We start from the raw sequence: 24721 nt of genomic DNA, 5'->3' as shown, positions 1-24721 counted from the left end.
AATGACAAACATTCAAAAACGTTTTTATAAAGGCCGCGTAGCATTAAATGTATTAGCGAACAATATCCGAAATGCGAAAGACATTTTTGAAGCAGCAGAAGGTTATGTAGTAGTCGGCGTTTTATCAAAAGATTATCCAACAGTAGAAGAAGCAGTTACAGCGATGAAAGCATACGGAAAAGAAATTGATGACGCGGTATCAATCGGACTAGGTGCTGGAGATAATCGTCAAGCGGCGGTTGTAGCTGAAATTGCGAAGCATTATCCTGGTAGTCATATTAACCAAGTGTTCCCTTCAGTTGGAGCAACGCGCGCAAATCTTGGCGGAAAAGATAGCTGGATTAATAGTTTAGTATCACCAACAGGAAAAGTAGGTTACGTAAATATTTCTACTGGTCCAATAAGTGCGGCTGGAGAAGAAAAGGCGATCGTTCCAATTAAAACAGCGATCGCACTTGTACGTGATATGGGCGGAAATTCATTGAAATACTTCCCGATGAAAGGTTTGGCTCACGAAGAAGAATATCGCGCAGTTGCGAAAGCTTGTGCGGAAGAAGGATTCGCATTAGAGCCAACAGGCGGAATTGATAAAGAGAACTTTGAAACAATTGTACGTATTGCGCTTGAAGCAAACGTAGAGCAAGTTATCCCGCATGTGTACTCTTCTATTATTGATAAAGAAACTGGCAATACGAAAGTAGAAGATGTTCGCGAACTATTAGCGGTAGTGAAGAAGTTAGTTGATCAATATGCGTAAGAAAATTGCAGCGTTCGGCGAAGTAATGATGCGCCTGCAAGTACCAGGATATGAATTGTTGTCGCAAGCTAATACGCTAAATTATTCTTTTTCAGGTACAGGCGTGAACGTTGCAGCGGCCCTTTCTCATTTAGGGCATGAAGGGTTTCTTGTTTCAACTTTACCGGAAAACTCGGTTGGAGATGCTGCGGTATCGCATATTCAAAAGTTAGGCATTCAGGCACCGTTTATTTCAAGGGGCGGTAAATATGTTGGCATGTACTTTTTAGAAAATGGATTTGGCGCACGTGCAAGCCGCGTTACGTATTCCAATCGTTTAGAAAGTAGTTTCAACACAGCATCTGAAGAGATGTACCAATTTGAAGAAATCGCGAAGGAAATTGATGTCGTTCATTTTTGCGGGATTACACTTGCGATGAATGATACGGTGCGCCATCATATGAAATCTTTAGCGAGAGCAGTTAAAGAAAACGGAGGTACTGTCGTTTTTGATTGCAATTATCGTCCATCGCTTTGGGGAGAAGACGGATATGAACAGGCGAAACCACATTATGAAGAAATGCTGGACCTTGCTGATATCGTTATGATGAATGAAAAAGATGCAATGTTCGTTCTTGGAAGGAAAACAGAAGAGACGGAGCGAGAAGCGCAGCTGACGGATCTCATTCCAAAGGTAGCTGAAATGTATCATATCGCTACAATTGCTGGTACACATCGTTCTATTAATAGCGATAATACACACTCACTTCGCGGATTCATATGTAAAGATGGGACGTTCACTTTTGCAAAAACACTTACGTTTTCTGTATATGATAGAATAGGTGCTGGAGATGCTTATACGAGCGGAATTATTCATGGCGAGATAGAAGAGTTTGCACCAGAGAAAGCTGTTTCATTTGCGTCAGCAGCTGGAATGCTTGCACATACAATCGTCGGTGATACGCCAATGTCATCAGAGAAAGATATACTTCGGGCAATGACGGCATCAGTAGGTGATGTAGAAAGGTAGTGGGTGTAACGGTGAATGTAACGAGAAAAAAAGGACCATTATATTTACAAATTAAAAATATTATTCGGGATCGAATATTACATGGTGTTTATGCCATCCATACAAATATTCCTTCTGAACCACAATTAGAAGAAGAGTTCAAAGTGAGTAAAATTACAGTGCGAAACGCAATTAAAGAACTCGCTCAAGAAGGATATTTAGAAAAGAAAAGCGGTAAAGGAACGAAGGTAATTCGTAATACTTCTGCGACAAAGCTTTCAAAGGGTAAGAAATTTACTGAAGTGTTAGTGGAAGAAGGATATAAAGTACAAAAGAAATTGTTAAAGGCAGAAGTAGTACATAATGAAGAGGGATCAGTACCATTTCGTTTATTTGGCAAAGAGAGTTTCAGAATCGAGCGTCTATACGCTTTAAATGATGCCCCGTACATTCATTATACACACTATTTTTCAGCTCGAATGGCAAGTACAGACTTATCGGACTTTGATTTACAATCGCTTTATGATTTAGTCGAGGACCGAGGTATACATTTAGAAAACTTCAGAGATGAATTCGCTGTTGGATTTGCACCTAGTTTCGTTGCGGAATATTTAGGTGAAAAAGAGGGGACAGCATTATTAAAACGTATGCGCTATTCTTACGATGAAGTTGGCGAAGTAATTGAATATAGTGAAGGCTACTACAATACGGAAATGCAGCATTATGTAGTTAATTATGATATATAGAAAGTGAAGAGGGAGGAGAATACTCCCTCTTTTTTTATGAAAATAATCCGTATCAAGAGAGATAGGGAATGGATATATACGTATTAATTTTCACTTTAACTGAACATATTTACTAAAAGAAAGAAGGTACCTAATTAAAGGTATCTTCTTTTTCTTTTGCAGCCCATTTCTCAAAACAAGCCCGTTTTTAGGAATGCCAAGCTTCCTATTTGCCCTGAAAACATAATATAAATGGAATCCCCTCATTTAGAGCAAGGTGAACTTGTTGTGAATGATACTAAAGGAGGAATAGAGTAATGAGCGAAAAGTGTGAACACAGACATGATGATTGCGACCGTAGACGTGGCTGCGGAGGCGGTTTTGCGCTTCTAATCGTATTGTTTATTTTATTAATCATTATCGGTGCTAGCTGCTTCGGCGGAGGCGGCGGTTCTTGTGGTTACGGCGGTTATGGTGGCTATGGCGGCGGCTATGGTGGATACTGCTGCTAATTATTTAAAAACTATTGAAAATAGCCTTGTGCATATTGCACAAGGCTATTTTATTCATATTTTTATATGCTGTGATAATTTATTAATGTACAGGGAGCGGATTAAGAAGAAGAAAATAATCTCGATAATCCCGAATAACGTAAGTATAATGATTAATTCTTTTAATAAAGAGAAAGAAAACATGCTTTGTAAAAACTTAATCGCAAATATTGTATGAATACCAGCAACGATATAAGGAATGAAAAATAAAATTCCTAATTGAATCGTTGCAGAACGAAACATTTCTGATTCTGTTAAGCCGAGTTTTGTAATCGTAATGTACTTTTGTTTTTCAGTCGTTAAGTCGTTATACATACGGAAGTATAAAACACTTGCTGCCCCGATAAAGAAAATAAAGCCGAGAAATGTCCAAATAAAGAAAGTAGCAATTGAATTTCCTTTACTGTAGTTTAGATCATCAGCAGCTGTATAAATAGCAAATGGGATGTCTGTATTTTTATATGCCTCACGGAAGCTATCCGTATCATTCCAAATATGTTTTAACATATTTTTCGTCGGAACAATTGCATCTTCCCAGTTCTCAACGAAGTAGTTATAAACTATGGTCGTTTCAATATGAGGAATCATATTATCAAATACATAATCTTGTACAACAATTATATGTGGGAATGCAAAGACTGGTCCGATCCCTTTATTAATAAATCCCTTAATATGAAATTCCTTTTTATTAGATCCGAGTGTAATTGTATTTTGTTTTGCAAATGGATTTGATACAAGATTTAAGAGTTCTGGCGAGTACCGAGAAATAATATAAACTTGTGTAGAATCAAGGGTTATTTCCGGCCTCTTTAATTGTTTCGCAAGTGTGTTATATTCACTCATTTTCATAAGAGTAATGTCTTTGTTTAAAGCTGTATCTTGTAACATTGTAACCTTATGCTTATTGTATTGAAAATTAGCATTTGTAAGCTCTGTTTCAATTGTAGCAATGTGCTTTTGTTCAAAGGGATTTTCACCTTTGGACGTATATGTGAAGGGGAAAGGATATCGTTCTAATGTCGATGCTTTCGTATTATTATTAGCAGCAAACAACCCAATAATAATTGTAAATGCAAGTGCTGACAACATAGAAACGATAAAGAGCACATTAATATTACTACGCGTACGGCTAGCTAAATCTGAAATCCATAACATGTTTATTTGTTTCATATAAAACTTTCTCCGCTTTTTTAAAATAAAAATAAAGAGAAGAAATGTTTGTGAAAAGAATAAATATGTCCCGACTACTACGAGCGGTAAAATAGATAACATAATAAGGTATACAGAGCCGTTTTGTAAATTTTTTTCTGTTATATAGCTTTGCGGATAACCGGCAATATAATAGCACAGCCCTAAACAACTTAAGGCAAATAATGAAATGAGTATAGACGGCCTTTTTTCGTCTTTTTCATTTTTATTATTTTTAATTAATCGAGTTGTTTTACGAGTACGAATGAACATCGGTGTAAATGTAGAAACGATGAAAAATAAAATAATAAAAATTACTGTTGTAACGATAATGGCTTGTGTTGGCCAATATAAATAGAGGCCTTTTGCATTTGTTAATTTAGAAGTAACAAGTAAGAAAAAGTTAGAAAACACAAGCCCGCCTTGAATACCTGCAAAGATAGCGAGCGTTCCAATGATCATATTTTCAATAAACAAAAGCCGTTTTAATTGTTTTTGAGATATACCGAGAACAGTTAAAACGCCAAATTGTTGTTTTCGGACATTTAAAAATGTCCCGATAGAATATAAGAGAAAGAAGAACGAGAACAAAACGATAACAAACTGTGCCATGCCAGCTAAGTTCATGAGCGGATCTTGTTCCTGCAATTTATTCATAATTTGTAACCGCGGGTGATACGCGTATACAGTAAATGAAAAGAAAACCATAATAGAAAATGCACTACTTACAAAATAGGCGAAATATGCTTTCGAATTACGCGAGACATTTTTAAATGCAAATTGCCAAAATGTCATCCACGTCTTCCTCCTAATAATGCTAAAACATCTAATATTTCTTGATAAAACTTCTCGCGATATAATCCGCGGTGTAATTCATTGTAAAGCCCACCATCTTTAATGAAAATAACTCGGTTACAATAACTTGCTGCAAACGGATCGTGAGTAACCATTAAAATTGTTGCATCTTCTTCTTTATTTAATTTTGTAAATAATTCCATTACATCAATTGCCGCTTTCGAATCTAAGTTTCCTGTCGGTTCATCCGCAAGTAGAAGTGAGGGGTGATGAATAACAGCACGTGCTACTGCGGTACGTTGTGCTTGTCCTCCAGAAACTTCAAAAATACGCTTGTCCAAAATATGATCAATTCCAAGTTTTGTTGAAATGTTATCGAGCTTCTCGTCCATTTCTTTCAAAGGGACATTATCTAACGTTAAAGGCAGCACGATATTTTCACCGATTGTTAGTGTATCTAATAGGTTAAAGTTTTGGAAAACAAATCCTAACTCTTGGCGACGGAAAATAGCAAGCTTCTCTCTGCGGAACGTGTGCGGTTGTTTTCCATTAATAATGACTTCACCAGAAGTAGGTGAATCAATTGTAGAGATAACGTTTAAAAATGTAGATTTCCCGCTTCCAGACGGCCCCATAATTGCAACGAATTCACCTTTATCTACGTGTAAATTTATATTTTTTAAAGCAGTATGAGGGACTTTTCCTTCATACACTTTTGAGACGTTTTTTATGTGTAATACTTCTTCCATAATAATCACCTTTCTATTTTTAAAACTTAATATGTTGTGATAATTTTTGCATATAAAAGGAACGAATTAAAAGGAAAAAGAGAATTTCAACCGTTCCAAAGATTACAAGTACAACTGTAATCTCAGCGAATAATGAGAGATTTAATATTTCTTGCAACATCTTTGTCGCAAACATCGTATGGATCGATGCCATAATGTATGGAACAAAGAAAAGAATCGCAAGTTGAATGGTAGCAGATTGTTTCATCTCATCTTCTGTTAAGCCAATTTTCGTAACCGTTATATACTTTTCTTGCTCATTTGTTAAATCTGTATACATACGGAAGTAAAGAACACTGCCAGCACCGATAAAGAAAATAACGCCAAGGAAAGTTCCGATTAAGAAAAAGGAAGATACATTTAGTTTCGTTTCGTATAGTGAGTTGCTGGCTTCACTTGCATGAAACGGCGGGTGCTCTGCTTGAATCGCTGCATTGTCGTTATTGATTTTTGTCATAAACGCTGAGCCAATATTATATGCTTTCTCCCAATCCGGAACGTTAAAGTTATATACACTCATTTGTTTCGAAATGGTTGATAATGCTTCTACATTTTCATCAGATAGTACAAGTAAGTGTGATATTAAACTATTTGGGAAAGGGTTATAACCTTTATATTCTTTCACTTGTAGCTGTAAAGAGTTTTGAGAAAGCGTAAGAGTATTTTTCTTTTCTTTATCATAAATTGTTCCAATGAATTGATCATCTATGTCTTTAATAAGGATATAAGATTCATTATTCTTCACGTTGAGATGTTCCCAGTTTAACGCCTTAGCAAGTATATTATAGTCACTTTGTTTAATGGCATAATAGAGCTGCGGGTTCTCTTCTGCTGAAGATACTTCATATATATCCGTTTTAAATTTTGTATAAGTAAAGTGCTCTTCATTAAATTTTTGCTCTAACCAGTTTAAATGTTGATCGGCTAACGTATTTTCAGTATGAGATAAATACGTAAACGGGAAAGGGTTTTGTCTAATTTCATCAAACTTTGTAAATTTCCCGAATCCATATAAGAATGTAATCATCGTAAAAGCGAGCGTCGATAGCATCGCTACAATAAAGAGCATATTAATATTTGTTCGAATTCTTGTTGCTAAATCAGAAATCCAAAGCATATTAATTCGCTTCATATAAAACGTTCTTCGTGCTTTTAATATACGAATGAGCAAGAAGCTAATTTGTGAAAAGAAAAAATATGTTCCAGCTGCAACAAGTGATGGAATGACAAATATACTAGAGACGGCGTACAAAATTCCAATTATGTCGCCTAGTGACATGAAATATAGTGGATTTGCTGCTAACGCATATCCAGATAGTAAGCATATCGCGCCAAATAGAGAAATAAGTACGGATGCTTTTTTTTCTTTATGTTGTTTTCCTGATTTTAAAAGTCGTACAGCTTTTCTCGTACGGATGAGCATTGGTGTAAAGGAAGATACCAGAATAAAGAGACCGAGAAAGGTTATAGTCGTTAAAACAATGGCACTTGTCGGCCAATATAAATATAAACCAGGTACATGTGTAATTTTGGCGGTAACTAATAAAAAGAACTGTGAAAAGACAAGTCCGAGTTGAATGCCAAAAAATATAGAAAGAATACCAATTAACATATTTTCTAAAAAGACGAGCCTTTTTAATTGTTGTTGAGAGATGCCAAGTACTGTTAAAATTCCAAACTGTTTTTTTCGTACTTTTAAAAACGTACCAATCGAATATAGTAAAAAGAAAAATGAAAAAAACGCAATGACAACTTCTGAAATTGTCATTAATATGTTCAGAGCATAATTCACGTCTGTCATATGCAATTTAGGATGAAATAAATAAACTGCAAATGAGAAAAAAATAGCAATGGAAAACGCACTGCTTACAAAATAGGCGAAATAAGCTCTGGCGTTCCGTGTTACGTTTTTAAAGGCAAACTGCCAAAATGTCATTCACCTGAACCTCCTAATAGAGTGAAGAGGAAAAGGATATAAGAGATACCCTTTTCCTGTACTAATATATTCATAAAACTTAACCATTCGTATACTCTGATAACTTTTGCATGTAAAAGGAACGAATGAATAAGAAAAAGACGATTTCAACTATGCCAAAAATAATAAGAACGGCTGAAATTTCTTTGAATAGTGATAAATCAATTACATCTTGAAGCATTTTTGTTGCGAACATTGTATGAATGGATGCAATAACATATGGAACGAAAAATAAAATGCTAAGTTGAATGGTTGCAGATCGTTTCATCTCTGCATTTGTTACACCAATTTTTGAAATTGCTACATATTTTTCTTGTTCGTTTGTTAAATCTGTATACATTCTGAAGTAAAGAACGCTACCTGCTCCAATAAAGAAAATGACACCTAAGAATGTCCCGATTAGGAAGTATGCAGCACTTCCTGATGTGATTCTATATAATGAGTCTGCTGATTCATAGGAGCGTATAAGGGGGCCTTCGTATTGGAATTCCTGTCGATCTTTTTGTATTTTTTTCATAAAATCATTAGCAATTTCATACGTCTTTTCCCAGTTTTGTACGTTATAATTGTACGCTGATACATGCTTTGTTGTACTTGGTAAGTTGTTTACAACAACATCAGGTAAAATTAAAGTTTGATATGAAAAGTTAGATGGAATGGCCCCTACTTGTTCATAGCCCTTTACTTGTAATATCGTATTTGTGCTAGAAAGTGTAATGGATTTTCTATTGAAGCTTGGATCAAATTGGCTGAATAAGGTGAAATAAGCGCTGCCGCTTAAGACATATGCTTCGTTATCGCTCATGAATAGTTGTTTCATTCGCAGGGAAGCTGCAAGTTTATTATAGTCACTTTGTTTCATTGCATAGATGTCATTGTAAGTCGTTATACCTGCATCTTCTTTCAGTGGTGTTTCATATAAATCAGCTTCTATCTTTTTATAAGAGAAATTTTCTTTTTGTAACTGCTGTTCAAGCCAAGTTAAATGCTTGTTAGCAAAAGGATTTGCGTCATATGAAAAATAAGAAAATGGAAAAGGTGAACTTCTCGTAACATCTAGCTTTGTAAACTTTCCAAATCCATATAGAAATGTAATCATTGTGAAGGCTACTGTAGATAGCATCGCTACAATAAAAAGCATATTAATATTTGTTCGAATACGACTTGCTAAATCAGAAATCCAAAGCATATTAATCCGTTTCATATAAAAACTTCTTCTTTTCTTTAAAATATAAATAAGTAAGAAACTAATTTGAGAAAAGAAAAAATATGTCCCAATTGTAACAAGTGCTGGAATCACAAAAATACTTGAAACCATATATATAACGCCTACTTGCGGGTTTACTGAGAAGAAATATTTAGGATTTACAGCTAAAATATAACCACCTAATAAACAGATAGCACCAAATAGAGAAATTAATATGGATGGTTTTCTTTCTTTTTGTTTTACATTGTTTGTTTTTAAAAGGTGCAATGCTTTTTTTGTTCGAATAAGCATTGGTGTGAATGCAGATACAGCGATAAAGAGACCAAGAAACACAATCGTTGTTAAAATGAAAGCATTCGTAGGTATATATAAATATATACCTGGTACGTGCGTAATTTTCGCCGTCACTAATAAGAAAAATTGCGAAAAGACAAGCCCAAACTGCATACCAAAAAAGATAGATAAAATACCAATTAACATATTTTCCGTAAAAACGAGACGATGTAATTGCTTTTTCGATATACCTAAAACGGTTAAAATACCAAATTGTTTTTTACGAACTTTTAAAAACGATCCGATTGAATATAGTAAAAAGAAGAAAGAGAACAGTACAATGACAACTTCTGAAAAAATCATTAATCCTGAAATTTCAGAGATCATACTGAAATTTTGTAATTTCGGATGAAATAAATAAACAGCAAACGAAAAGAAAACAGCAATGGAAAAGGAACTGCTTAAAAAATAGGCAAAATAAGCTCTTGAGTTGCGCGTTACATTTTTAAATGCAAATTGCCAAAATGTCATAATATGTACCTCCCGTTAGAAGGCCAATATGCAGTTTTATTGCAAAAAATGTATGAGAGTATATTCTCATACATTTTGCTAGCATATGTTCCGATCATGCTTTGGTCACCTTCTCCGTATTTTCTGCTTGATTGTTTGCAGCGTTGTGGAAGATGATTTTAATCGTCGTTCCTTTACCAACTTCAGAGTCTAGTTTTACAGAATGACCTAAATAATCACAAATTTTACTTACGATATAAAGTCCCATACCAGTAGATTCTCCGAATGTACGACCATTTTTCCCAGTGTAAAATGGTTCAAATACTCTTCGAACATCTTCTTGCGGAATACCAACGCCCTCATCACGAACTTCCAAAATGATATCTTTTCCATTTCGATAAGCTGATAAGAAAACTTTCTTTCCGCGTTCACCAGAATAACGAACAGCATTTGTCATTAACTGATAAATGATGAACTTTAGCCATTTCGCATCAGAAGCAACTTTTAAATCTGAATGAACTTCTAAAACAGGGAAGACCCCGTTTCGAATGAATAGTTCTTTTAATCCGTTAATATTTTTTGTTACAGCATCTTTTAATGAAACGGTCTCAACATGGAAGTCTTCATGGAAGTTGTTTAACCTTGCCATGTATAAAGCCATATCGAGTCCTTGATTTAGTCGCTCTAATTCTTTTTTAAATTGCGGGATTAAATGTTCATCTTCCATTTCAAGCACCATAAGTTGCATAACAGAAACGGGCGTTTTCATTTGATGTACCCAGTGGTTAATAAATAATTGGTGTTCTTGCTGTTTTACTTCAAATGTTTGTAGGTCTTTTTGGAATAGACGATATTGCGTACGAACGAGCTCGTTTACACCGTGGGGCATAGGAGCAGTCGCTCTTTCAATAAACGCATCTTCCATTTTCTCTGGTGGTTCACTTAATCTGTGGTACATTCTACGATTACGAACGTAACGATAAGCGAGGAAACAGATGAATAAATATAAGCTTAAAACGATGAAGTAAAACTTATTATTTTGAAATCCATCTACTGCATCATAGAGAACGAAAATGATTCCGAAGTTTAATACATATAGTAGAAAAAATGCAAAATGATCACGTAAAAATAGCTTCATGCTTATTCACTCCAAGTTGTGTTAAAACGATATCCAAGTCCACGTACTGTTTCAATAGAGTTCTCAATACCAAGCTCATTAAACTTTTTACGAAGACGCGTAATGTTTACGTTTAATGTATTTTCTTCAACGAAGCTCTCATCATCCCAAAGGGCAGCTAATAAATCTTCACGGCTTGCTGTACGAGGGAATTTAGATAATAGCATTTCTGCTAAAATAGCTTCTTTCTTTGTTAAAAGAACTTGCTCAGATCCGAAATGAATTTCTGGACGTTCAGGGAATAGTTTTAAACCTTCTACTTCAACGATACGTTCAGAAATATTTGGTGCATAATCACCATAAATACGGCGTAATTGACCTTTAATTTTTGCCATTACAACGTCATAGTGGAACGGTTTCGTAATGTAATCATCCGCGCCACTTTCAATCGCCATAATTTGTTCCATTTCACCAGCACGAGCTGAAATGAAAATAATTGGACAAGTAGATTCATGACGGATTTGACGGCACCAGTAGAAACCATCGAATTTCGGTAAGTTTACATCAAGTAAAACAAGATGTGGTTTCACGGCGTTAAACGATTCCATAATATCATCGAAGTTCTCCGCAACAACAGCATCATAGCCATATTTTTGAATGTGAGATTGTAGTAATGATGAAATATTTGGATCGTCTTCAACGATTAAAATTTTATACATATGTATATTCCTCCTAAAAAAAACAATTGTAGCTATAGTGTACCATGTGTTTCTCGTCTTTTCATTATGTTGAAATGAGAGCTATATAAATATAAAGATTTTAAAAATAACATAAAACCTATCTTTTTAGGGGAGAGAGAGGATCCAGCCATGCATAGAAGCGGTCAGAGCCTTTTTTGCCCCGTACGAAGTAAAAACAAAGAAATCAAATGAATAGGGTTTCCTGTTTGTTATATATAGCATAGCTGTGGCGTATTTATAGGTCAAAAGTGGAAAAAGTAAAAAGGCTATGGATACAATTGACAATTACTGGTTTTTAATTTAATATTTAGATAAATATCTAAATGTCTAATTAGTGAAGGGAAGAAAGACATTGAATCAAGCATTCAAAGCATTAGCAGACCCAACAAGGCGAAAAATTTTAGATTTATTAAAAGAAGGCGATTTAACAGCTGGCGAAATTGCTGAACAGTTCAATATGACAAAGCCAAGTATTTCACATCATCTAAATGCGCTCAAAAATGCTGAACTTATCCAAGATGAAAAAAGAGGACAATTCGTTATGTACTCTTTAAACACAACTGTATTTCAAGATTTATTGACTTGGGTATTTACGTTTACGAATAAGGGGGAAGAGGGGAAATGAAAAAACATCTTTTTGCAATTATATTAGTTCTTATAACTTGTATCGCATGGGCGTTTGCTTGGCCTCATTTGCCGGATACAATTGCGACACATTGGAGTGGTGGTAAGGTAGATGGCTATTCTTCTAAATTTTACGGAATGATTTCTATGGTTGGAATTATGATTGCGTTATATGTATTTCTAAATGTGATACCAAAGATTGATCCAAGGAAAGCAAATTACGAGAAATTTTCTAAAGCTTTTATGATGATGAATAACGGGATACTCCTGCTACTATTTGTAGGAAATATAGATATTATTACAAGTGGACTAGGATATAATTTATTCATTAATCGAGTTCCAGAATTATTAGTTGGTGTTTTATTTTTAGTGATGGGTAATTATTTACCGCAGTGTAAGCCTAACTTTTTCGTTGGGATGCGTAATCCTTGGACGTTAAGTAATGAAGAAGTATGGCGGAAAACACATCGATTTAGCGGAAAAGTATTTGTGGCTTTAGGACTTATTATGATTATAAGTGTTTTCGCTCCAGCTGATTGGAGATCTTATATGATGCTTGGGATTATAGTAATTGCTGTCCTCATAACGAATTTATATTCTTACGTTTTATATAAAAAAGAAATGCAATTGTGAGCAATAATCGATTGAACTGTACGAGTCAAATTTTATATTTATAGTTTCTATGTGTTAAGAGATTTAAATACTCAGTGGGGATAATGAAAAAGCTCGCTGAGTAAATTTTTTGCTTTTAGGTCTGAAAATTCAGTTAAAAAGGATAGTTTGGGGGAAATCAGATGTTAGAAATTATAAATTTTAGCAAGACATACAAAGGTGGTAAGAAAGCAGTAGATCATTTAAATATTACTGTTCAAGCAGGAGATATCTTTGGATTTATCGGGCATAACGGTGCGGGGAAAAGTACAACAATTAAGTCGTTAGTAGGAGTTATAGATTTTGAAGAGGGTGAAATTTTTGTTGATGGACATTCAGTAAAAAAGGATCCGATTGCATGTAAGAAAGTAATGGCGTACATTCCTGATAATCCCGATTTATATGAGCAATTAACAGGAATTCAATATTTGAACTTTGTTGCTGATGTTTTTAAGGTGTCTGCAAAAGATCGGGAAAAGGAGATACAGAAGTATGGGGATGCTTTTGAGATTACACCTTACTTGGGAGACTTAATATCTTCTTATTCACATGGTATGAAACAAAAAGTGGCGATTATATCAGCGGTTTTGCATAAACCGAAATTATTAGTTTTAGATGAACCTTTCGTTGGTCTTGATCCAAAGGCAGCCGTAGTATTGAAAGGTATTATGAAGGAGCTTTGTGAAAAGGGAAGTGCGATTTTCTTTTCTACACATGTTTTAGATGTGGCGGAGAAGTTATGTAATAAAATAGCGATGATTAATAGAGGGAAATTAGCACTTTCAGGGGAAGTGAATTCTTTAATAAAGAAAGGATCATTGGAAGAGCTCTTTATGAAGGAGCTTGCTAATGAATACTAATAGTCTAGGTCTTTTGAAAATCCGGTTGATAACGCAGCTCGGTTTAAATACTTTTAAATACGAAAAAGATAAGAAAAAGAAGCAGAATAAGATTTTACTGTCAGCATCTATTGCCTTAGTTGGTGTCATGTTAATGCTATATTGCGGAGCCTCAGCATATGGGTTGGTGAAACTAGGAATAAGTGAAATTATCCCAGTTTATGCACTAGTTATTAGCAGTGTATTGACGTTGTTTTTCACTATATTTAAGGCAAATGGAGAAATTTTTGCTTTTAAGGACTACGATCTTTTAATGTCATTACCGATTCGTGTAAGTACTGTTATTACAAGTAGGTTTTTGTATTTATATTTGCTGAATACGATCTTTTCAATCATAATCATGCTACCAATGGGAGTTGTTTATGGCATACATGAGAATCCATCAGTTTCTTTTTACTTTATGTGGTTCATCAGTATGTTTATAGCATCTTTAATTCCAACAACAATCGCAGCGATCTTTGGAGCTATGATTACGGCAATCGCTTCTAAATTTAAAAATACGAATAAAATAACTACGATTTTAAGTTTTATAGTAATGATTACATTCGGTTTCTTTATGCTAAAAAGCGGAAATGCTCAATATAGCCTTAAGGATATGAATGGAATGGGTGCAATTGTTTCAGAGCAATTAACTAAAGTTTACCCATTAGCTAACATGTTTCAAAAAGCAATTGTTCATGCTGATATTGTAGCTTTCACCCTGTTTGTTGGGATATCGGTTATTTGGTATTATCTTTTTGTAAAAATACTTGCGCTAAAATATAAGCAAATAAACACAGAGATTACCACTTATCATATGCTTTCAAATTATGAGATTCATAGCATGAGAAAAGAAAGTGTATTGGTCGCGTTGTATAAAAAAGAACTAAAGCGTTTCTTTTCTTCTACAGTGTATGTGATAAACAGTGGAATGGGAGTCGTGATGGCGCTAGCTTTCGCGCTAGCTATAGTTGTAGTAGGACCAAGTCAATTAATAGAGTACCCTGGAATTGAGACCCTGTTGCAAAAGGTTGCTCCATTTGCTATTGCAGCAGCGATTTCGATGACGTGTACAACATGTGTGTCATTGTCTTTAGAAGGAAAAAATGTATGGATTATTAAGTCATTGCCTATAGCGCCAAAGATGATTTATGACAGTAAAATTCTTATGAATCTTTCATTAAGTATACCTGCATCACTTATTAGTGCTTTATTACTGATAATAGGATTAAAACTAGATGTTTGGAGTTCTCTTTTCATCGTAATAACACCGATAGCATATTCATTCTTTTCGGCAGTATGGGGGATTTTTATTAATAATCGATTTGGTTATTATGATTGGGTATCAGAAACTCAAATAGTAAAACAAAGTGTAGGATCGTTTGTTGGTATGTTTGGTGGTTTAATTACGGCTGTTATACCTGCCTTTTTAATCGGTACTGCTACTATCTCGAATTACAGAGTGTTTACTTTTGGAGTTGTTATAGTACTTACGATTATTACTATTTTCTTGTATAAGAACGAGTCGAGAAGAAGTATAAAATAAAAAGCTGCTTTTCCTTTAAGGAGGAAGAGCAGCTTTTATTTTGAAAAGGTTTAGATCCTTATATTACTTTTTCAAAACAGGTACCCATATCTCGCTTCTGAAATTCGGCGAAGATACGTCTTTACTTTCATTCCACAATATTTCCGGTCCTTCCGCTAATTCATAGTTTGAAGAAGGGAACCATTCAGAATAAATACGCCCCCATACATTTTGTAACGCGTCAGGAAATGGACCGACAGCTTCAAAGATAGCCCATGTTGAAGCAGCGACTTCAAGTTGTTTGAATTGCTCTGGACAATCTTTTGTCGTAGTTACTCCAATATAGTGATCGAGTTCTCCTTTTTCCTCCATTCTTCCTTCAGAAAAATTCGTAGAAGCACTAATAATTCCTGTAGGTTCAATATTTGAAAGGGACTTTAATGTTTCAATGGTCCCCGGGTCTAAACTTTTCCACATAGAAGCAATTTCTTCGTTTACACCGTTAAAAACAATCGGTACTCGTTTTTGTATACCAATGATTTGAAATGGCTCTTTTTCTTCAATTCGATAGTTCATTTCATTTCCTCCTTGAATGGATAGTTGGAAGGTCATTGGTGAATAAGCTTTCAAAGAACGAATTGTACTTCGAGCTTCTGAAGGCGTTATTCCGTGCAAATTTTGAAATGCACGTGTAAAAGAATCTGGTGAGTTGTATCCATATTTTATAGCGACATCAATGATTTTTACATTGCTATCTTTTAGTTCAAAGGCAGCAAGCGTAAGACGTCTACAGCGAATATATTCTGATAGTGATATGCCAGCTAAAAAAGAAAACATTCTTTTGAAATGATATTCGGAGCAGAAAGCTATTTTTGCGACTTCTTTAAAATCAATTTCATGTGTAAGGTTTTCCTCAATATACCGCATTGCCGCATTCATATTTTTAAGTGAATCCATACTATGACCTCCTTTGTATATAGAATAGCAAGAATGAAATAGCTCCATCCGACATTTCATGCACAACTTTGTAGGGGCATTTTTAACCTTACAAGATTGTAATGTTCCTGTAAGGAGAATGAATGGATGGTATGATATCCCAATGCTATAGTAACAAAGTACTTTCATTCAGTAGGTTAAATTTTTATGTCTTTACTTATGTGCCTTACATAACTGTCATGTTTGTGTAAGAAACATCGATAGTGGCAAGAGTAGAGAGTGTATATAGTTGAAAATAGAGAATAGAAGAAATGAGGGATGTCGAGATGAAAACAGTGTTAGAAGCAAAAAATATTGAAAAAGTGTATGACACAGGTGGGAATAAATTTGCAGCTTTAAAAGGTATTAACTTACAAGTAAAAGAAGGTGAGTTCGTTGGAATTATGGGACCTTCTGGTTCTGGTAAGACGACTCTTTTAAATGTTCTTTCTACAATTGATAATGCGACGGACGGTGAAATTTTAATTGAGGGAAAAGATATCGTGAAGATGAACGATGATAAGCTGGCGTTGTTCCGCCGTGATCATTTAGGTTTCATCTTCCAAGATTATAACTTATTAGATACGTTAACGGTAAAAGAAAACATTGCGTTACCTCTTGCGTTATCGAAGATGAAAGCGAATGAGATTGATCGCCGCGTTCTTGAAATCTCAAAGAAATTCGGTATTGATCATATTTTAAGTCAGTTCCCATATCAAGTATCTGGTGGGCAGAAGCAGCGCTGCGCAGCATCGCGTGCGATCGTTACAAGTCCTAGTATGATATTTGGAGACGAGCCGACGGGAGCACTCGATTCTAAATCAGCGACAGATTTATTAGAAAGTATGAAGTCGTTAAATGAATATGATAACTCAACAATTTTAATGGTAACGCACGATGCTTTTGCGGCGAGTTACTGTAAACGAGTTATTTTCATTAAAGATGGTGAGTTATATAAAGAATTGCACCGCGGTGAATCAACACGTAAACAGTTCTTCCAAAAAGTCGTTGACGTAATGTCTTCCATTTCTGGAGGTATGGCTGATGACCTTATCTAGCATTGCCCTCCGCAACATACAGCGGAACTTTAAAGACTACTTTGTATATTTTGCATCTATGATATTTAGCATCGTCATCTATTTTACATTTAAGGCGTTGCAGTACAATTCACAAATGGAAAAAGCTGCGGAAGGTTCTAAAAAAATTAGCGGTGCGTTTCAAGTTTCAAGTGTCATGCTAATCATCTTCGTAGCGGTGTTCATTATATATTCGAACGGTTTCTTTACACGGAAGCGTAAAAAAGAAGTTGGGCTATATTCGTTACTAGGTATTCGAAAAAGACAGATCGGTAAAATGCTCTTTTATGAAAATATGTTAATGGGATTAATGTCTTTAATTATTGGGATTGCGATTGGTAGCGTTCTTTCAAAACTATTCCTTGAACTACTAGTAAGTATGATGGGGTTAAATTTAAATGTTCATTTTGAAGTACCGATGGCTGCAATTGTTGATACAGCAATTATTTTCTTTGTGATTATATTGTATACATCACTTCAAGGATATCGTTTAATTTATCGATTCAAGCTAATTGAACTTTTCCGCGCAGAACGCGAAGGAGAAGCAATGCCAAAAGGATCTGTAATTATGGCGTTAATTTCGATTTTCTTAATCGGTTCAGGTTATTTCTTAGCATTAATGTTCATGAAGGCAGTTAAGTATGCAGACTTTATGGCAGTTGCACTTTATATTTTACTTGCGACAGTAGTAGGTACGTACTTACTATTTATGTTCTTTACAGTATTCGTATTAAAACGTGCAAGAAATAATAAATCATCGTTTTATAACGGTATGAATATGGTAACGACATCACAGCTACTATATCGTATTAAAGGGAATGCAAAGTCACTTGCAACAATTTCTATTTTAAGTGCGGTAACATTAACAGCAGTTGGTACGTCAGTTACGATGTATTACAACACATTTACACAATCAAAAGCATTCGCGCCATACAGCTATTCTTATGAGAAAAAAGATGCAGAACTAGATAAGAAAGTAAATGCGATTTTTGCTGAAGAGAAAGAGAATCATCCTGTAAAAGATCAATTTGAAGTTGAGATGGTTCCTGTAAAAGGAAAGTTTGAAGGAGATAAAGTTGATTTCATCCTTAATATGAACTACAGTATCTCAGAGAAATATCAATTTATGTCTCAATCTGAATTTAATAAACTTGCTAAAAAAATCGATGCAGAAACAGTGAATGTAGCTGCTGGTGAAGCATTTATATATGATAGCTCTTATATTGAAGGGCATGAGTTTAGCCCTCAATATAAAGGAAATAAAGCGGTATTCCAAATTGGAAATGAAACGAAGAAATTAGCGATTCAAGGCGCAAATGATCATGCAATTACGAACTTAGGTGAACTAGTTGTTGTCGTTTCAGATGAAACATATGAACAAGCGAAGCAAGCATTTGGAACACGTGTTGTAAAAAATATTGATGTAAAAGATGAAAGAAACAGTAAAGTATTAACAGAAAAATTAACAAAAGTGATGCCAGCTGGTGAATCAGAAATGGTACCATCATTTAGAGATTTCTACACTGGTTTCCAAATGGGGCTTGAAGGAACTGGACTAATGATGTTCATCGGAATGTTCTTAGGACTTGTATTCTTACTAGCAACAGGTTCTATCATTTACTTTAAACAATTAACAGAAGCAAATGCTGATCGTGAGCGTTATGTTGTACTTCGTAAAGTCGGGGTAACGAAACAGGAAATGAAAAAAGCTATCGCAAAACAAGTAAGCTTTATCTTTGCGATTCCGTTAGTAATCGGAATTCTACACAGCTTGTTTGCATTAAAAGGTTTAGGGAACATACTACCGTTTGAAATTATGATTCCGCTCCTAATTAGTATCGGAGTATACGGTGTCATTTATATCGGATATTACTTCTTAACAGTTCGTTCTTATTATAAGATTGTGAGCGCGAAGTAATAAAGGGGCAGCTATCGCTATAAGCGGTAGCTGTTTTTTGATTTCTTCATAAAATCTTAAGAAATCTCCTCAATTTTTATTAAGAAACGATAGTTATACTTAAACACAAGTTAAAAACTATTGAACGAATGAGGAGAGATTTACATGCAACTCATAACATTCTTACATGAATTTATTAAACACCCGAAACATACTGGTGCGATTGCGCCAAGTTCAAAAATATTAGCAAAGAAAATGGTAGATGTAATTGATTTTAATAGAGCGAAGTGCATTGTAGAATTAGGTCCTGGTACAGGAGTCTTTACGAAAGAAATTATGAAGCGAAAGAAGAAGGAGACAATGTTTCTTCTTATCGAAATTAATGAAGTGTTTTTCAAAGAGCTAAAGAGAAAATTTAAAGATGAGCAGAATGTCATTGTTGTACATGGTTCAGCTGAAAATATAAAGACGTATATGGAAGAGCTCAATATAGAATGCATTGATTACGTCTTATCAGGATTGCCTTTCACATCTTTACCAGAAGAGGTTTCAAAACGCATTTTAAACAACGCAATGGAAGCGATACATGAGAGTGGTGAATTCATTACATTTCAATATTCACTTGTAAAAAAAGGATTTATACAGCATTTCTTCCCTGAAATTACACTAGAAAAAGTTTGGTTTAATTTCCCGCCAGCCTACGTCTTTAGCTGTAAAAAAGAGCTAAGGGGAGCATATGCATAATGGAGCTACATGAATTAATATCATACATTGAGCAGTATGGTTATTGGGCACTGTTTTTTTGTTTATGGCTTGGTATTATCGGTATGCCGATTCCAGATGAAATGATTGTAATGGGTGGTGGATTTGTATCTTCATTAGGCGTATTAAGTGTCATTCCTGCGTTTTTATTAACATATTTAGGCGTTGTATCTGGGCTTTCTTTAGGTTACATACTAGGGAAAATATTTGGCATAAAAGTGCTTAAAAAATTGATGAAAAAGAAAAAGGCGAAGTACCTTTTAAAATCACAAGAGATAGTAGGGAAATATGGTCATTATGCATTAGTAATAAGTTATTTTATCCCCGTTGTGAGACATATCGTACCGTATTTAGTAGGGATGAATAACATGTCATTTAAAACGTATGCGATTTATTCATATGTAACAGGATTTGTTTGGACGTTAGTTTACTTTGTACTAGGCTCTATATTTGGAAAGCATATAGAAATGATAGTAACCCTTGTGACCGAGTATGGTATATATTTGGGTGGCATCGTTATCATAGTTTCTAGTATTTCTTATGTGTATATGCATAAGAAGAATGCAGTAGTGAGTGAAATAAAGCAACATTCATAGTTTGGTAAATGATGCTGGAGGAGATTTTGTGAGTAAAGGAACGATACTTATCGTGGACGATGAGAAGGAAATTAGAAAACTTATCGCCATCTATTTGAAGAATGAAGGTTACGAAGTATTACAAGCTGGAGATGGTGAAGAGGGGTTAGAAATAGTAACGAAAAGAGACGTGCATCTAATTGTACTTGATATTATGATGCCGAAAATAGATGGTATTCATATGTGTATGAAAGTGAGAGAAATAGCGGAAATGCCCATTATTATGCTGTCGGCAAAAACGCAAGATATGGACAAGATTTTAGGGTTAACAACTGGAGCAGACGATTACGTAGCAAAACCATTTAATCCACTTGAACTCATTGCTCGTATTAAATCACAACTTCGGAGATATATGAAAATGAGCGGGGCAAGTGTAAAAGATGAAAATGTATTTGAAGTTGGAGATATAAAGATAAATATAGCAACGCGGCAGGTCATTATTGCAAATGAAGAGGTGAAATTGACACCGAGAGAGTTTGAGGTATTAGAATTGCTTGCACGAAATCAAGGAATGGTATTAAATGCAGAGCAAATTTATGAAAGAGTATGGAAAGAGCAAGCTTTCCAATCCGATAATACTGTGATGGTACATATTCGGAAAATACGTGAAAAGATAGAGGCAATTCCAAGGAAGCCTCGCTACATTAAAACAATATGGGGAGTTGGCTACAAGATTGAGAAAGATATTTGAACCGATAATATGGATGAATCAAGTTTTTAAAAAAATGATTGGTAAAACAGTTAGTTATTTGCAAAAAAGTATACGTGTACAGCTGATTGCTACATTTACTTTCTGTACATTACTTGGTGTATTAGTAGGGTGGTCTTCATCCTCCTTTTTCGAGGATACGAATAAAATTTCTATCATTGATTATGCATCAGGTATGGAAGCCATTGATGGACAGACACAAAGACTTGTTGAAAGTATAACGGAAGAAGGGAAGGAAATTAATATACAAGAACTGCTTGATCAATTGAATCATCAAAATCAATTGAAGGTTTTAATAATAGATGAGAATGGGAAAGTGGTTTATAAAACAAAGGGAGCACCGGAAGAACAGATTAATCTTCATGAGACGATGCGTAATGTAATGGATTTTAAAATGGATCAAGTACGATATGTAGAGGCACAGAATTTAATTCAAGATAGAGCTGAACAAAAGCGTAAGGAGTTTACAACCTTTTATCCAGTTACTGTTAATACGGAAAATATGTATATCATTGCAAGTGGTATACCACAAGGAAATGTAAAGTATGTAGTGAACGGTAGTAGTCCATTCCCATCTTTACTAGGTTTTATTACTTTTCTACTTTCTTTCTTTTATATAACGAAAAGGAAGATGAATCAGATTGAAGCAATGGCAGAAGGCGTAAGAGAGTTTTCGAAAGGGAACTTACAATATAAAATCAAACAGGCAGGTCAAGATGAAATAGGTGTATTAACTTCAAAGATTAATCAAATGGCAGAAAAACTTTTGGCTAATATAGAAAAAGAAAAACAAATAGAGAAACAAAAAAGTGAATTGATTACAAATGTATCACATGATTTAAGAACACCACTTACTTCTATTATGGGGTATTTACGCTTACTAGGTGATGCGAAATATGAAAATAAAGAACAGCATGATGAGTATATAAAAATTGCTTTTTCAAAATCAGAGCAGTTGAAGATGTTAATAGAGGATTTGTTTGAGTATACAAAACTAACAGATGAAAATATGGTGTTAGATTCACAAGAAGTGTGTATGAATGAACTACTTGATCAGTTAATAGAAGAGCTAGTACCACAAGCGGAGGAACATAATCTTTCATTCGTGAAAAAATTTCAGGAAGATCGTATATATGCCGTTGTGGACTCGGAAAAAATGGTGCGTGTGTTTGAAAACCTCTTAATAAATGCAATTAAATACAGTATAGATAAAGCAGAAATTCAAGTTTCACTTCAAAGAGAAGAACAGCATATCAAAATTTCTATAGCGAATCATAGTGAAGAATTTACAAAAACAGAATTGGAGAATTTGTTTGAGCGTTTTTATAAAAAAGATCAATCTAGAAGTAGAGCTGTAGAAGGTTCAGGCTTGGGGCTTGCAATTGCAAAAAGCATTGTTGAATTGCATAAAGGAGAAATTCGAGCGGAATATGAAAATGGGGTTATTCAATTTATTATCTTATTACCAATTTAATTAGAAGGGCATTAGAAATATCGGTTACCTTCTAATTAGGGAAGAACGAGCGATAGTGTTGCTATCGATTTAGAGAGAGGCTTATTCCATCATTCAGGTGGACGTTGACTAATAAAATAGAGAAGTGGAGAATCGAAAGTTATATGAAAAAATTAAGTGCGTTTATCGTATTGATTATAGTTGGAGTTACATTACTTGTAGTGAAAGGTGGACCGATTGTAGATCAACTCAATCCGTTTATTAAAGAAGATATTTATTATGCTGTTGTCGACAGTGATGGGGAATATGAAGCCAACAGTAATGGTTTTGGTAGATGGAACTATAAATTTAAAGGATATGATGAATCTGGTAAAGAACAAAAAATTATGATGACTTCTTCAAAACATTTACGAATAGGAGCATATGTAAAGATTAAGTCTAAAGGGACTTATGGTATGAAATGGGAAGAAATACAAGGTGACGAAATGCCAGCTAAAGCAAAAGAAAAAGTAACAATAAAGCATGTCTAGTTATAGAAATGATAAGTTGTATTCAATAGATAAAGTAACGATCAAGCTTCAAATGTAATGGCAGTATATGATAATTTCTAAATTTTTTATAAAGAAGATAAAGATTATCTGAACTTTATCTAAACTGCATTTCTTCTGTATACAACTACTAGTATTCTATATTGTGTAGATAAAAAATGGTAAGGAGTAACAGGATGATTATGCAGGTTTCTAAGAGGAAAATATTATTATTTCTTTCAATTATTCTTTTTGTTTTATTGATGATGTATGTATGTACGAATAATAGGCATGTACAAAATATTGTTCACAATATAGAAGACATTTATAAAGTATATAAAGAGAATCAATTATTGCAAGAAAAAATCGAGAACCAAGAATCGTTAAAGAGTAAAGTACAAATGTTAAGTGAGGAGAAAGAAAACCTTACTAAGCTTATCAACAAGACGAGAGAATTAAAGGAACAAGGAAAATATAATTTAATTCAAGCTACAGTAGTAAGACGTGTAGCAGAAGATTGGTATGGAAAAATCGCTCTTGATAGAGGGGTACAACATGGTGTAAAGGTTGATATGGCTGTTATGACGGTGAGTGGTCTTATTGGAAAGGTAGAGAGTGTAGATCAATTTACATCTATTGTGAAATTAATTACGAAAGATGAACGAACAAATCGTTTAGCAATCACCTTCCAAAATAACTCATCCATTTTAGGATTTGTTACAGGGTATGATAAGGAAAAACAAGCTCTTCGAATTAATAATATTCCATCAGATAAAGCGAAAGAAATAAAAATAGGTGATAGCATTATTACCTCTGAATTGAGCCAGAAAATACCACCTGGTCTTGAAGTAGCAGAGGTAATAGATCAAGAGCCGGATAAATATGGTCTTGCACATATTATTTATGCAAAACCCAAGGCGAATTTATATGATTTAGAAGATGTCATTTTAGTAGAACCTAAAGGTTAGCAAAGTATAGATGAATATCATTTCTTTTTTTAGGTAGAGTAAGATTAAGAGGAATAAGAAAAAGTATGGAACAAAGAAAAAGAAGCTTTTGGAAAAGCACGAGAAGAAGTAAAATCAGTTCATAAATCTAGAGATAAAATGGAAGATGCAGCTCTTCAGAAACAAGCAAAAAACATACAGGATATTTATAAAAAGCGTTATGCATCTTTTAGTAAGATAAATGATTCGTATCAAAAATTAATAAAAATGGATATACAAAAGAATATAACAAATAGAATATAGAAACCAAAAGTCCCAAGCTACTAGATTTGGGGCTTTTTCATATTCTTAAAGAAATATTAAGAATATCCGCTGCTATTTATTAAGAAATGCTATCTATACTTAGAAATGGGTTAAGAAATGCTCGGAAAATATGTAAGGAAAACAA

Annotated in this window: 23 protein-coding genes and 1 pseudogene; 17 read left to right on the top strand and 7 right to left on the bottom strand. The window is 34.3% G+C overall.

Annotation, left to right across the window (positions count from 1 at the left end; translation table 11 throughout):
• Window position 1 precedes the first annotated feature (1 nt).
• The 4 genes from dagF to V7038_RS03320 all read left to right on the top strand — a co-directional run bounded on the left by dagF (window position 2) and on the right by V7038_RS03320 (window position 2982).
• Window positions 2–757 (top strand): 2-dehydro-3-deoxy-phosphogluconate aldolase, encoded by a 756-nt coding sequence (gene dagF / locus V7038_RS03335; RefSeq protein ID WP_002112525.1) that lies wholly within the window; start codon window positions 2–4, stop codon window positions 755–757.
• A complete protein-coding gene (locus V7038_RS03330) occupies window positions 750–1766 on the top strand; it encodes a sugar kinase (protein ID WP_335469136.1) in 1017 nt (338 codons plus the stop codon). Before dagF ends, V7038_RS03330 begins: the two co-directional genes overlap by 8 nt.
• The gene (locus tag V7038_RS03325) at window positions 1766–2491 is read left to right on the top strand and encodes a GntR family transcriptional regulator (RefSeq protein ID WP_002112523.1); all 726 of its coding nucleotides are present in this window, start codon (window positions 1766–1768) and stop codon (window positions 2489–2491) included. Before V7038_RS03330 ends, V7038_RS03325 begins: the two co-directional genes overlap by 1 nt.
• A gap of 296 nt (window positions 2492–2787) precedes the next feature.
• Window positions 2788–2982, top strand: coding sequence for a YjcZ family sporulation protein (locus tag V7038_RS03320; protein ID WP_002112522.1), 195 nt, complete (start codon window positions 2788–2790; stop codon window positions 2980–2982).
• Window positions 2983–3036: 54 nt separating this feature from the next.
• Here V7038_RS03320 and V7038_RS03315 read toward each other — a convergent pair whose 3' ends face one another.
• From V7038_RS03315 to V7038_RS03290, 6 genes are all read right to left on the bottom strand, one after another.
• Window positions 3037–5004, bottom strand: a complete 1968-nt coding sequence (locus V7038_RS03315) for an FtsX-like permease family protein (RefSeq protein WP_002112521.1) — start codon at window positions 5002–5004, stop codon at window positions 3037–3039.
• Window positions 5001–5753 carry an ABC transporter ATP-binding protein gene (locus V7038_RS03310; RefSeq protein WP_002112520.1) on the bottom strand — a complete coding sequence of 251 codons (753 nt, stop codon included), beginning with the start codon at window positions 5751–5753 and terminating at the stop codon, window positions 5001–5003. Before V7038_RS03310 ends, V7038_RS03315 begins: the two co-directional genes overlap by 4 nt.
• Before the next feature lie 19 nt (window positions 5754–5772).
• Window positions 5773–7728 carry an ABC transporter permease gene (locus tag V7038_RS03305; protein WP_002112518.1) on the bottom strand — a complete coding sequence of 652 codons (1956 nt, stop codon included), beginning with the start codon at window positions 7726–7728 and terminating at the stop codon, window positions 5773–5775.
• 79 nt (window positions 7729–7807) lie between these two features.
• Complete coding sequence (locus V7038_RS03300) at window positions 7808–9778, bottom strand: FtsX-like permease family protein (protein WP_002112516.1); 1971 nt, start codon at window positions 9776–9778, stop codon at window positions 7808–7810.
• Window positions 9779–9872: 94 nt separating this feature from the next.
• Window positions 9873–10895, bottom strand: coding sequence for a sensor histidine kinase (locus V7038_RS03295; RefSeq protein ID WP_002034498.1), 1023 nt, complete (start codon window positions 10893–10895; stop codon window positions 9873–9875).
• A 2-nt stretch (window positions 10896–10897) separates the two neighbouring features.
• Entirely contained in the window at window positions 10898–11593 is a 696-nt protein-coding gene (locus V7038_RS03290; RefSeq protein ID WP_002034497.1) for a response regulator transcription factor, read from the bottom strand.
• 373 nt (window positions 11594–11966) lie between these two features.
• Here V7038_RS03290 and V7038_RS03285 point away from each other — a divergent pair, with 373 nt between their 5' ends.
• From V7038_RS03285 to V7038_RS03270, 4 genes are all read left to right on the top strand, one after another.
• Complete coding sequence (locus V7038_RS03285) at window positions 11967–12239, top strand: autorepressor SdpR family transcription factor (RefSeq protein WP_002089211.1); 273 nt, start codon at window positions 11967–11969, stop codon at window positions 12237–12239.
• Window positions 12236–12871, top strand: a complete 636-nt coding sequence (locus V7038_RS03280) for an SdpI family protein (RefSeq protein WP_002112514.1) — start codon at window positions 12236–12238, stop codon at window positions 12869–12871. Before V7038_RS03285 ends, V7038_RS03280 begins: the two co-directional genes overlap by 4 nt.
• Window positions 12872–13032: 161 nt before the next feature.
• On the top strand, window positions 13033–13749 hold the full coding sequence (locus V7038_RS03275) for an ABC transporter ATP-binding protein (protein WP_002112513.1): 717 nt from the start codon (window positions 13033–13035) through the stop codon (window positions 13747–13749).
• On the top strand, window positions 13739–15313 hold the full coding sequence (locus V7038_RS03270) for a putative ABC transporter permease subunit (protein WP_335469130.1): 1575 nt from the start codon (window positions 13739–13741) through the stop codon (window positions 15311–15313). Before V7038_RS03275 ends, V7038_RS03270 begins: the two co-directional genes overlap by 11 nt.
• A 63-nt stretch (window positions 15314–15376) precedes the next feature.
• On the opposite strand, the gene V7038_RS03265 is transcribed toward V7038_RS03270, so the two are convergent.
• Window positions 15377–16249, bottom strand: a complete 873-nt coding sequence (locus V7038_RS03265; RefSeq protein WP_002112510.1) for an AraC family transcriptional regulator — start codon at window positions 16247–16249, stop codon at window positions 15377–15379.
• Between the two features lie 305 nt (window positions 16250–16554).
• On the opposite strand from V7038_RS03265, the gene V7038_RS03260 reads away from it, so the two are divergent.
• From V7038_RS03260 to V7038_RS03220, 9 genes and pseudogenes are all read left to right on the top strand, one after another.
• A complete protein-coding gene (locus tag V7038_RS03260; protein WP_335469125.1) occupies window positions 16555–17325 on the top strand; it encodes an ABC transporter ATP-binding protein in 771 nt (256 codons plus the stop codon).
• Entirely contained in the window at window positions 17312–19261 is a 1950-nt protein-coding gene (locus V7038_RS03255) for an ABC transporter permease (RefSeq protein ID WP_002112507.1), read from the top strand. Before V7038_RS03260 ends, V7038_RS03255 begins: the two co-directional genes overlap by 14 nt.
• 144 nt (window positions 19262–19405) lie before the next feature.
• Window positions 19406–19984, top strand: a complete 579-nt coding sequence (locus V7038_RS03250; RefSeq protein WP_002067767.1) for a class I SAM-dependent methyltransferase — start codon at window positions 19406–19408, stop codon at window positions 19982–19984.
• Window positions 19984–20598: a DedA family protein gene (locus tag V7038_RS03245; protein WP_002112506.1), complete on the top strand. Its 615-nt coding sequence runs from the start codon at window positions 19984–19986 to the stop codon at window positions 20596–20598. The genes V7038_RS03250 and V7038_RS03245 overlap by 1 nt, the downstream gene beginning before the upstream one ends.
• Before the next feature lie 28 nt (window positions 20599–20626).
• Window positions 20627–21328: a response regulator transcription factor gene (locus tag V7038_RS03240; protein ID WP_002112500.1), complete on the top strand. Its 702-nt coding sequence runs from the start codon at window positions 20627–20629 to the stop codon at window positions 21326–21328.
• Window positions 21312–22820 (top strand): sensor histidine kinase, encoded by a 1509-nt coding sequence (locus V7038_RS03235; RefSeq protein WP_070140045.1) that lies wholly within the window; start codon window positions 21312–21314, stop codon window positions 22818–22820. Before V7038_RS03240 ends, V7038_RS03235 begins: the two co-directional genes overlap by 17 nt.
• 143 nt (window positions 22821–22963) lie before the next feature.
• Window positions 22964–23329 (top strand): YxeA family protein, encoded by a 366-nt coding sequence (locus V7038_RS03230; RefSeq protein ID WP_002112497.1) that lies wholly within the window; start codon window positions 22964–22966, stop codon window positions 23327–23329.
• A gap of 194 nt (window positions 23330–23523) precedes the next feature.
• Window positions 23524–24294: a rod shape-determining protein MreC gene (mreC, locus tag V7038_RS03225; RefSeq protein WP_070140044.1), complete on the top strand. Its 771-nt coding sequence runs from the start codon at window positions 23524–23526 to the stop codon at window positions 24292–24294.
• A 72-nt stretch (window positions 24295–24366) separates the two neighbouring features.
• Window positions 24367–24576: pseudogene (locus V7038_RS03220) on the top strand (YkyA family protein); the annotation flags it as partial.
• Between the last annotated feature and the right edge of the window lie 145 nt (window positions 24577–24721).

Source organism: Bacillus sp. JJ783 (genome assembly GCF_036963225.1).
Lineage (GTDB): Bacteria > Bacillota > Bacilli > Bacillales > Bacillaceae_G > Bacillus_A > Bacillus_A cereus_U.
The sequence above is the reverse complement of the archived record's forward strand: the minus strand, read 5'-3'. Positions and strand labels throughout refer to the sequence as shown.

Excerpts from the sequence above, each read along its gene's own strand:
- dagF (WP_002112525.1), top strand. The coding sequence starts at position 2 with ATGACAAACATTCAAAAACGTTTTTATAAAGGCCGCGTAGCATTAAAT.
- V7038_RS03330 (WP_335469136.1), top strand. The coding sequence starts at position 750 with ATGCGTAAGAAAATTGCAGCGTTCGGCGAAGTAATGATGCGCCTGCAA.
- V7038_RS03320 (WP_002112522.1), top strand. The coding sequence starts at position 2,788 with ATGAGCGAAAAGTGTGAACACAGACATGATGATTGCGACCGTAGACGT.
- V7038_RS03315 (WP_002112521.1), bottom strand. The coding sequence starts at position 5,004 with ATGACATTTTGGCAATTTGCATTTAAAAATGTCTCGCGTAATTCGAAA.
- V7038_RS03310 (WP_002112520.1), bottom strand. The coding sequence starts at position 5,753 with ATGGAAGAAGTATTACACATAAAAAACGTCTCAAAAGTGTATGAAGGA.
- V7038_RS03305 (WP_002112518.1), bottom strand. The coding sequence starts at position 7,728 with ATGACATTTTGGCAGTTTGCCTTTAAAAACGTAACACGGAACGCCAGA.
- V7038_RS03300 (WP_002112516.1), bottom strand. The coding sequence starts at position 9,778 with ATGACATTTTGGCAATTTGCATTTAAAAATGTAACGCGCAACTCAAGA.
- V7038_RS03295 (WP_002034498.1), bottom strand. The coding sequence starts at position 10,895 with ATGAAGCTATTTTTACGTGATCATTTTGCATTTTTTCTACTATATGTA.
- V7038_RS03290 (WP_002034497.1), bottom strand. The coding sequence starts at position 11,593 with ATGTATAAAATTTTAATCGTTGAAGACGATCCAAATATTTCATCATTA.
- V7038_RS03280 (WP_002112514.1), top strand. The coding sequence starts at position 12,236 with ATGAAAAAACATCTTTTTGCAATTATATTAGTTCTTATAACTTGTATC.
- V7038_RS03275 (WP_002112513.1), top strand. The coding sequence starts at position 13,033 with ATGTTAGAAATTATAAATTTTAGCAAGACATACAAAGGTGGTAAGAAA.
- V7038_RS03270 (WP_335469130.1), top strand. The coding sequence starts at position 13,739 with ATGAATACTAATAGTCTAGGTCTTTTGAAAATCCGGTTGATAACGCAG.
- V7038_RS03265 (WP_002112510.1), bottom strand. The coding sequence starts at position 16,249 with ATGGATTCACTTAAAAATATGAATGCGGCAATGCGGTATATTGAGGAA.
- V7038_RS03260 (WP_335469125.1), top strand. The coding sequence starts at position 16,555 with ATGAAAACAGTGTTAGAAGCAAAAAATATTGAAAAAGTGTATGACACA.
- V7038_RS03255 (WP_002112507.1), top strand. The coding sequence starts at position 17,312 with ATGACCTTATCTAGCATTGCCCTCCGCAACATACAGCGGAACTTTAAA.
- V7038_RS03250 (WP_002067767.1), top strand. The coding sequence starts at position 19,406 with ATGCAACTCATAACATTCTTACATGAATTTATTAAACACCCGAAACAT.
- V7038_RS03245 (WP_002112506.1), top strand. The coding sequence starts at position 19,984 with ATGGAGCTACATGAATTAATATCATACATTGAGCAGTATGGTTATTGG.
- V7038_RS03230 (WP_002112497.1), top strand. The coding sequence starts at position 22,964 with ATGAAAAAATTAAGTGCGTTTATCGTATTGATTATAGTTGGAGTTACA.
- mreC (WP_070140044.1), top strand. The coding sequence starts at position 23,524 with ATGATTATGCAGGTTTCTAAGAGGAAAATATTATTATTTCTTTCAATT.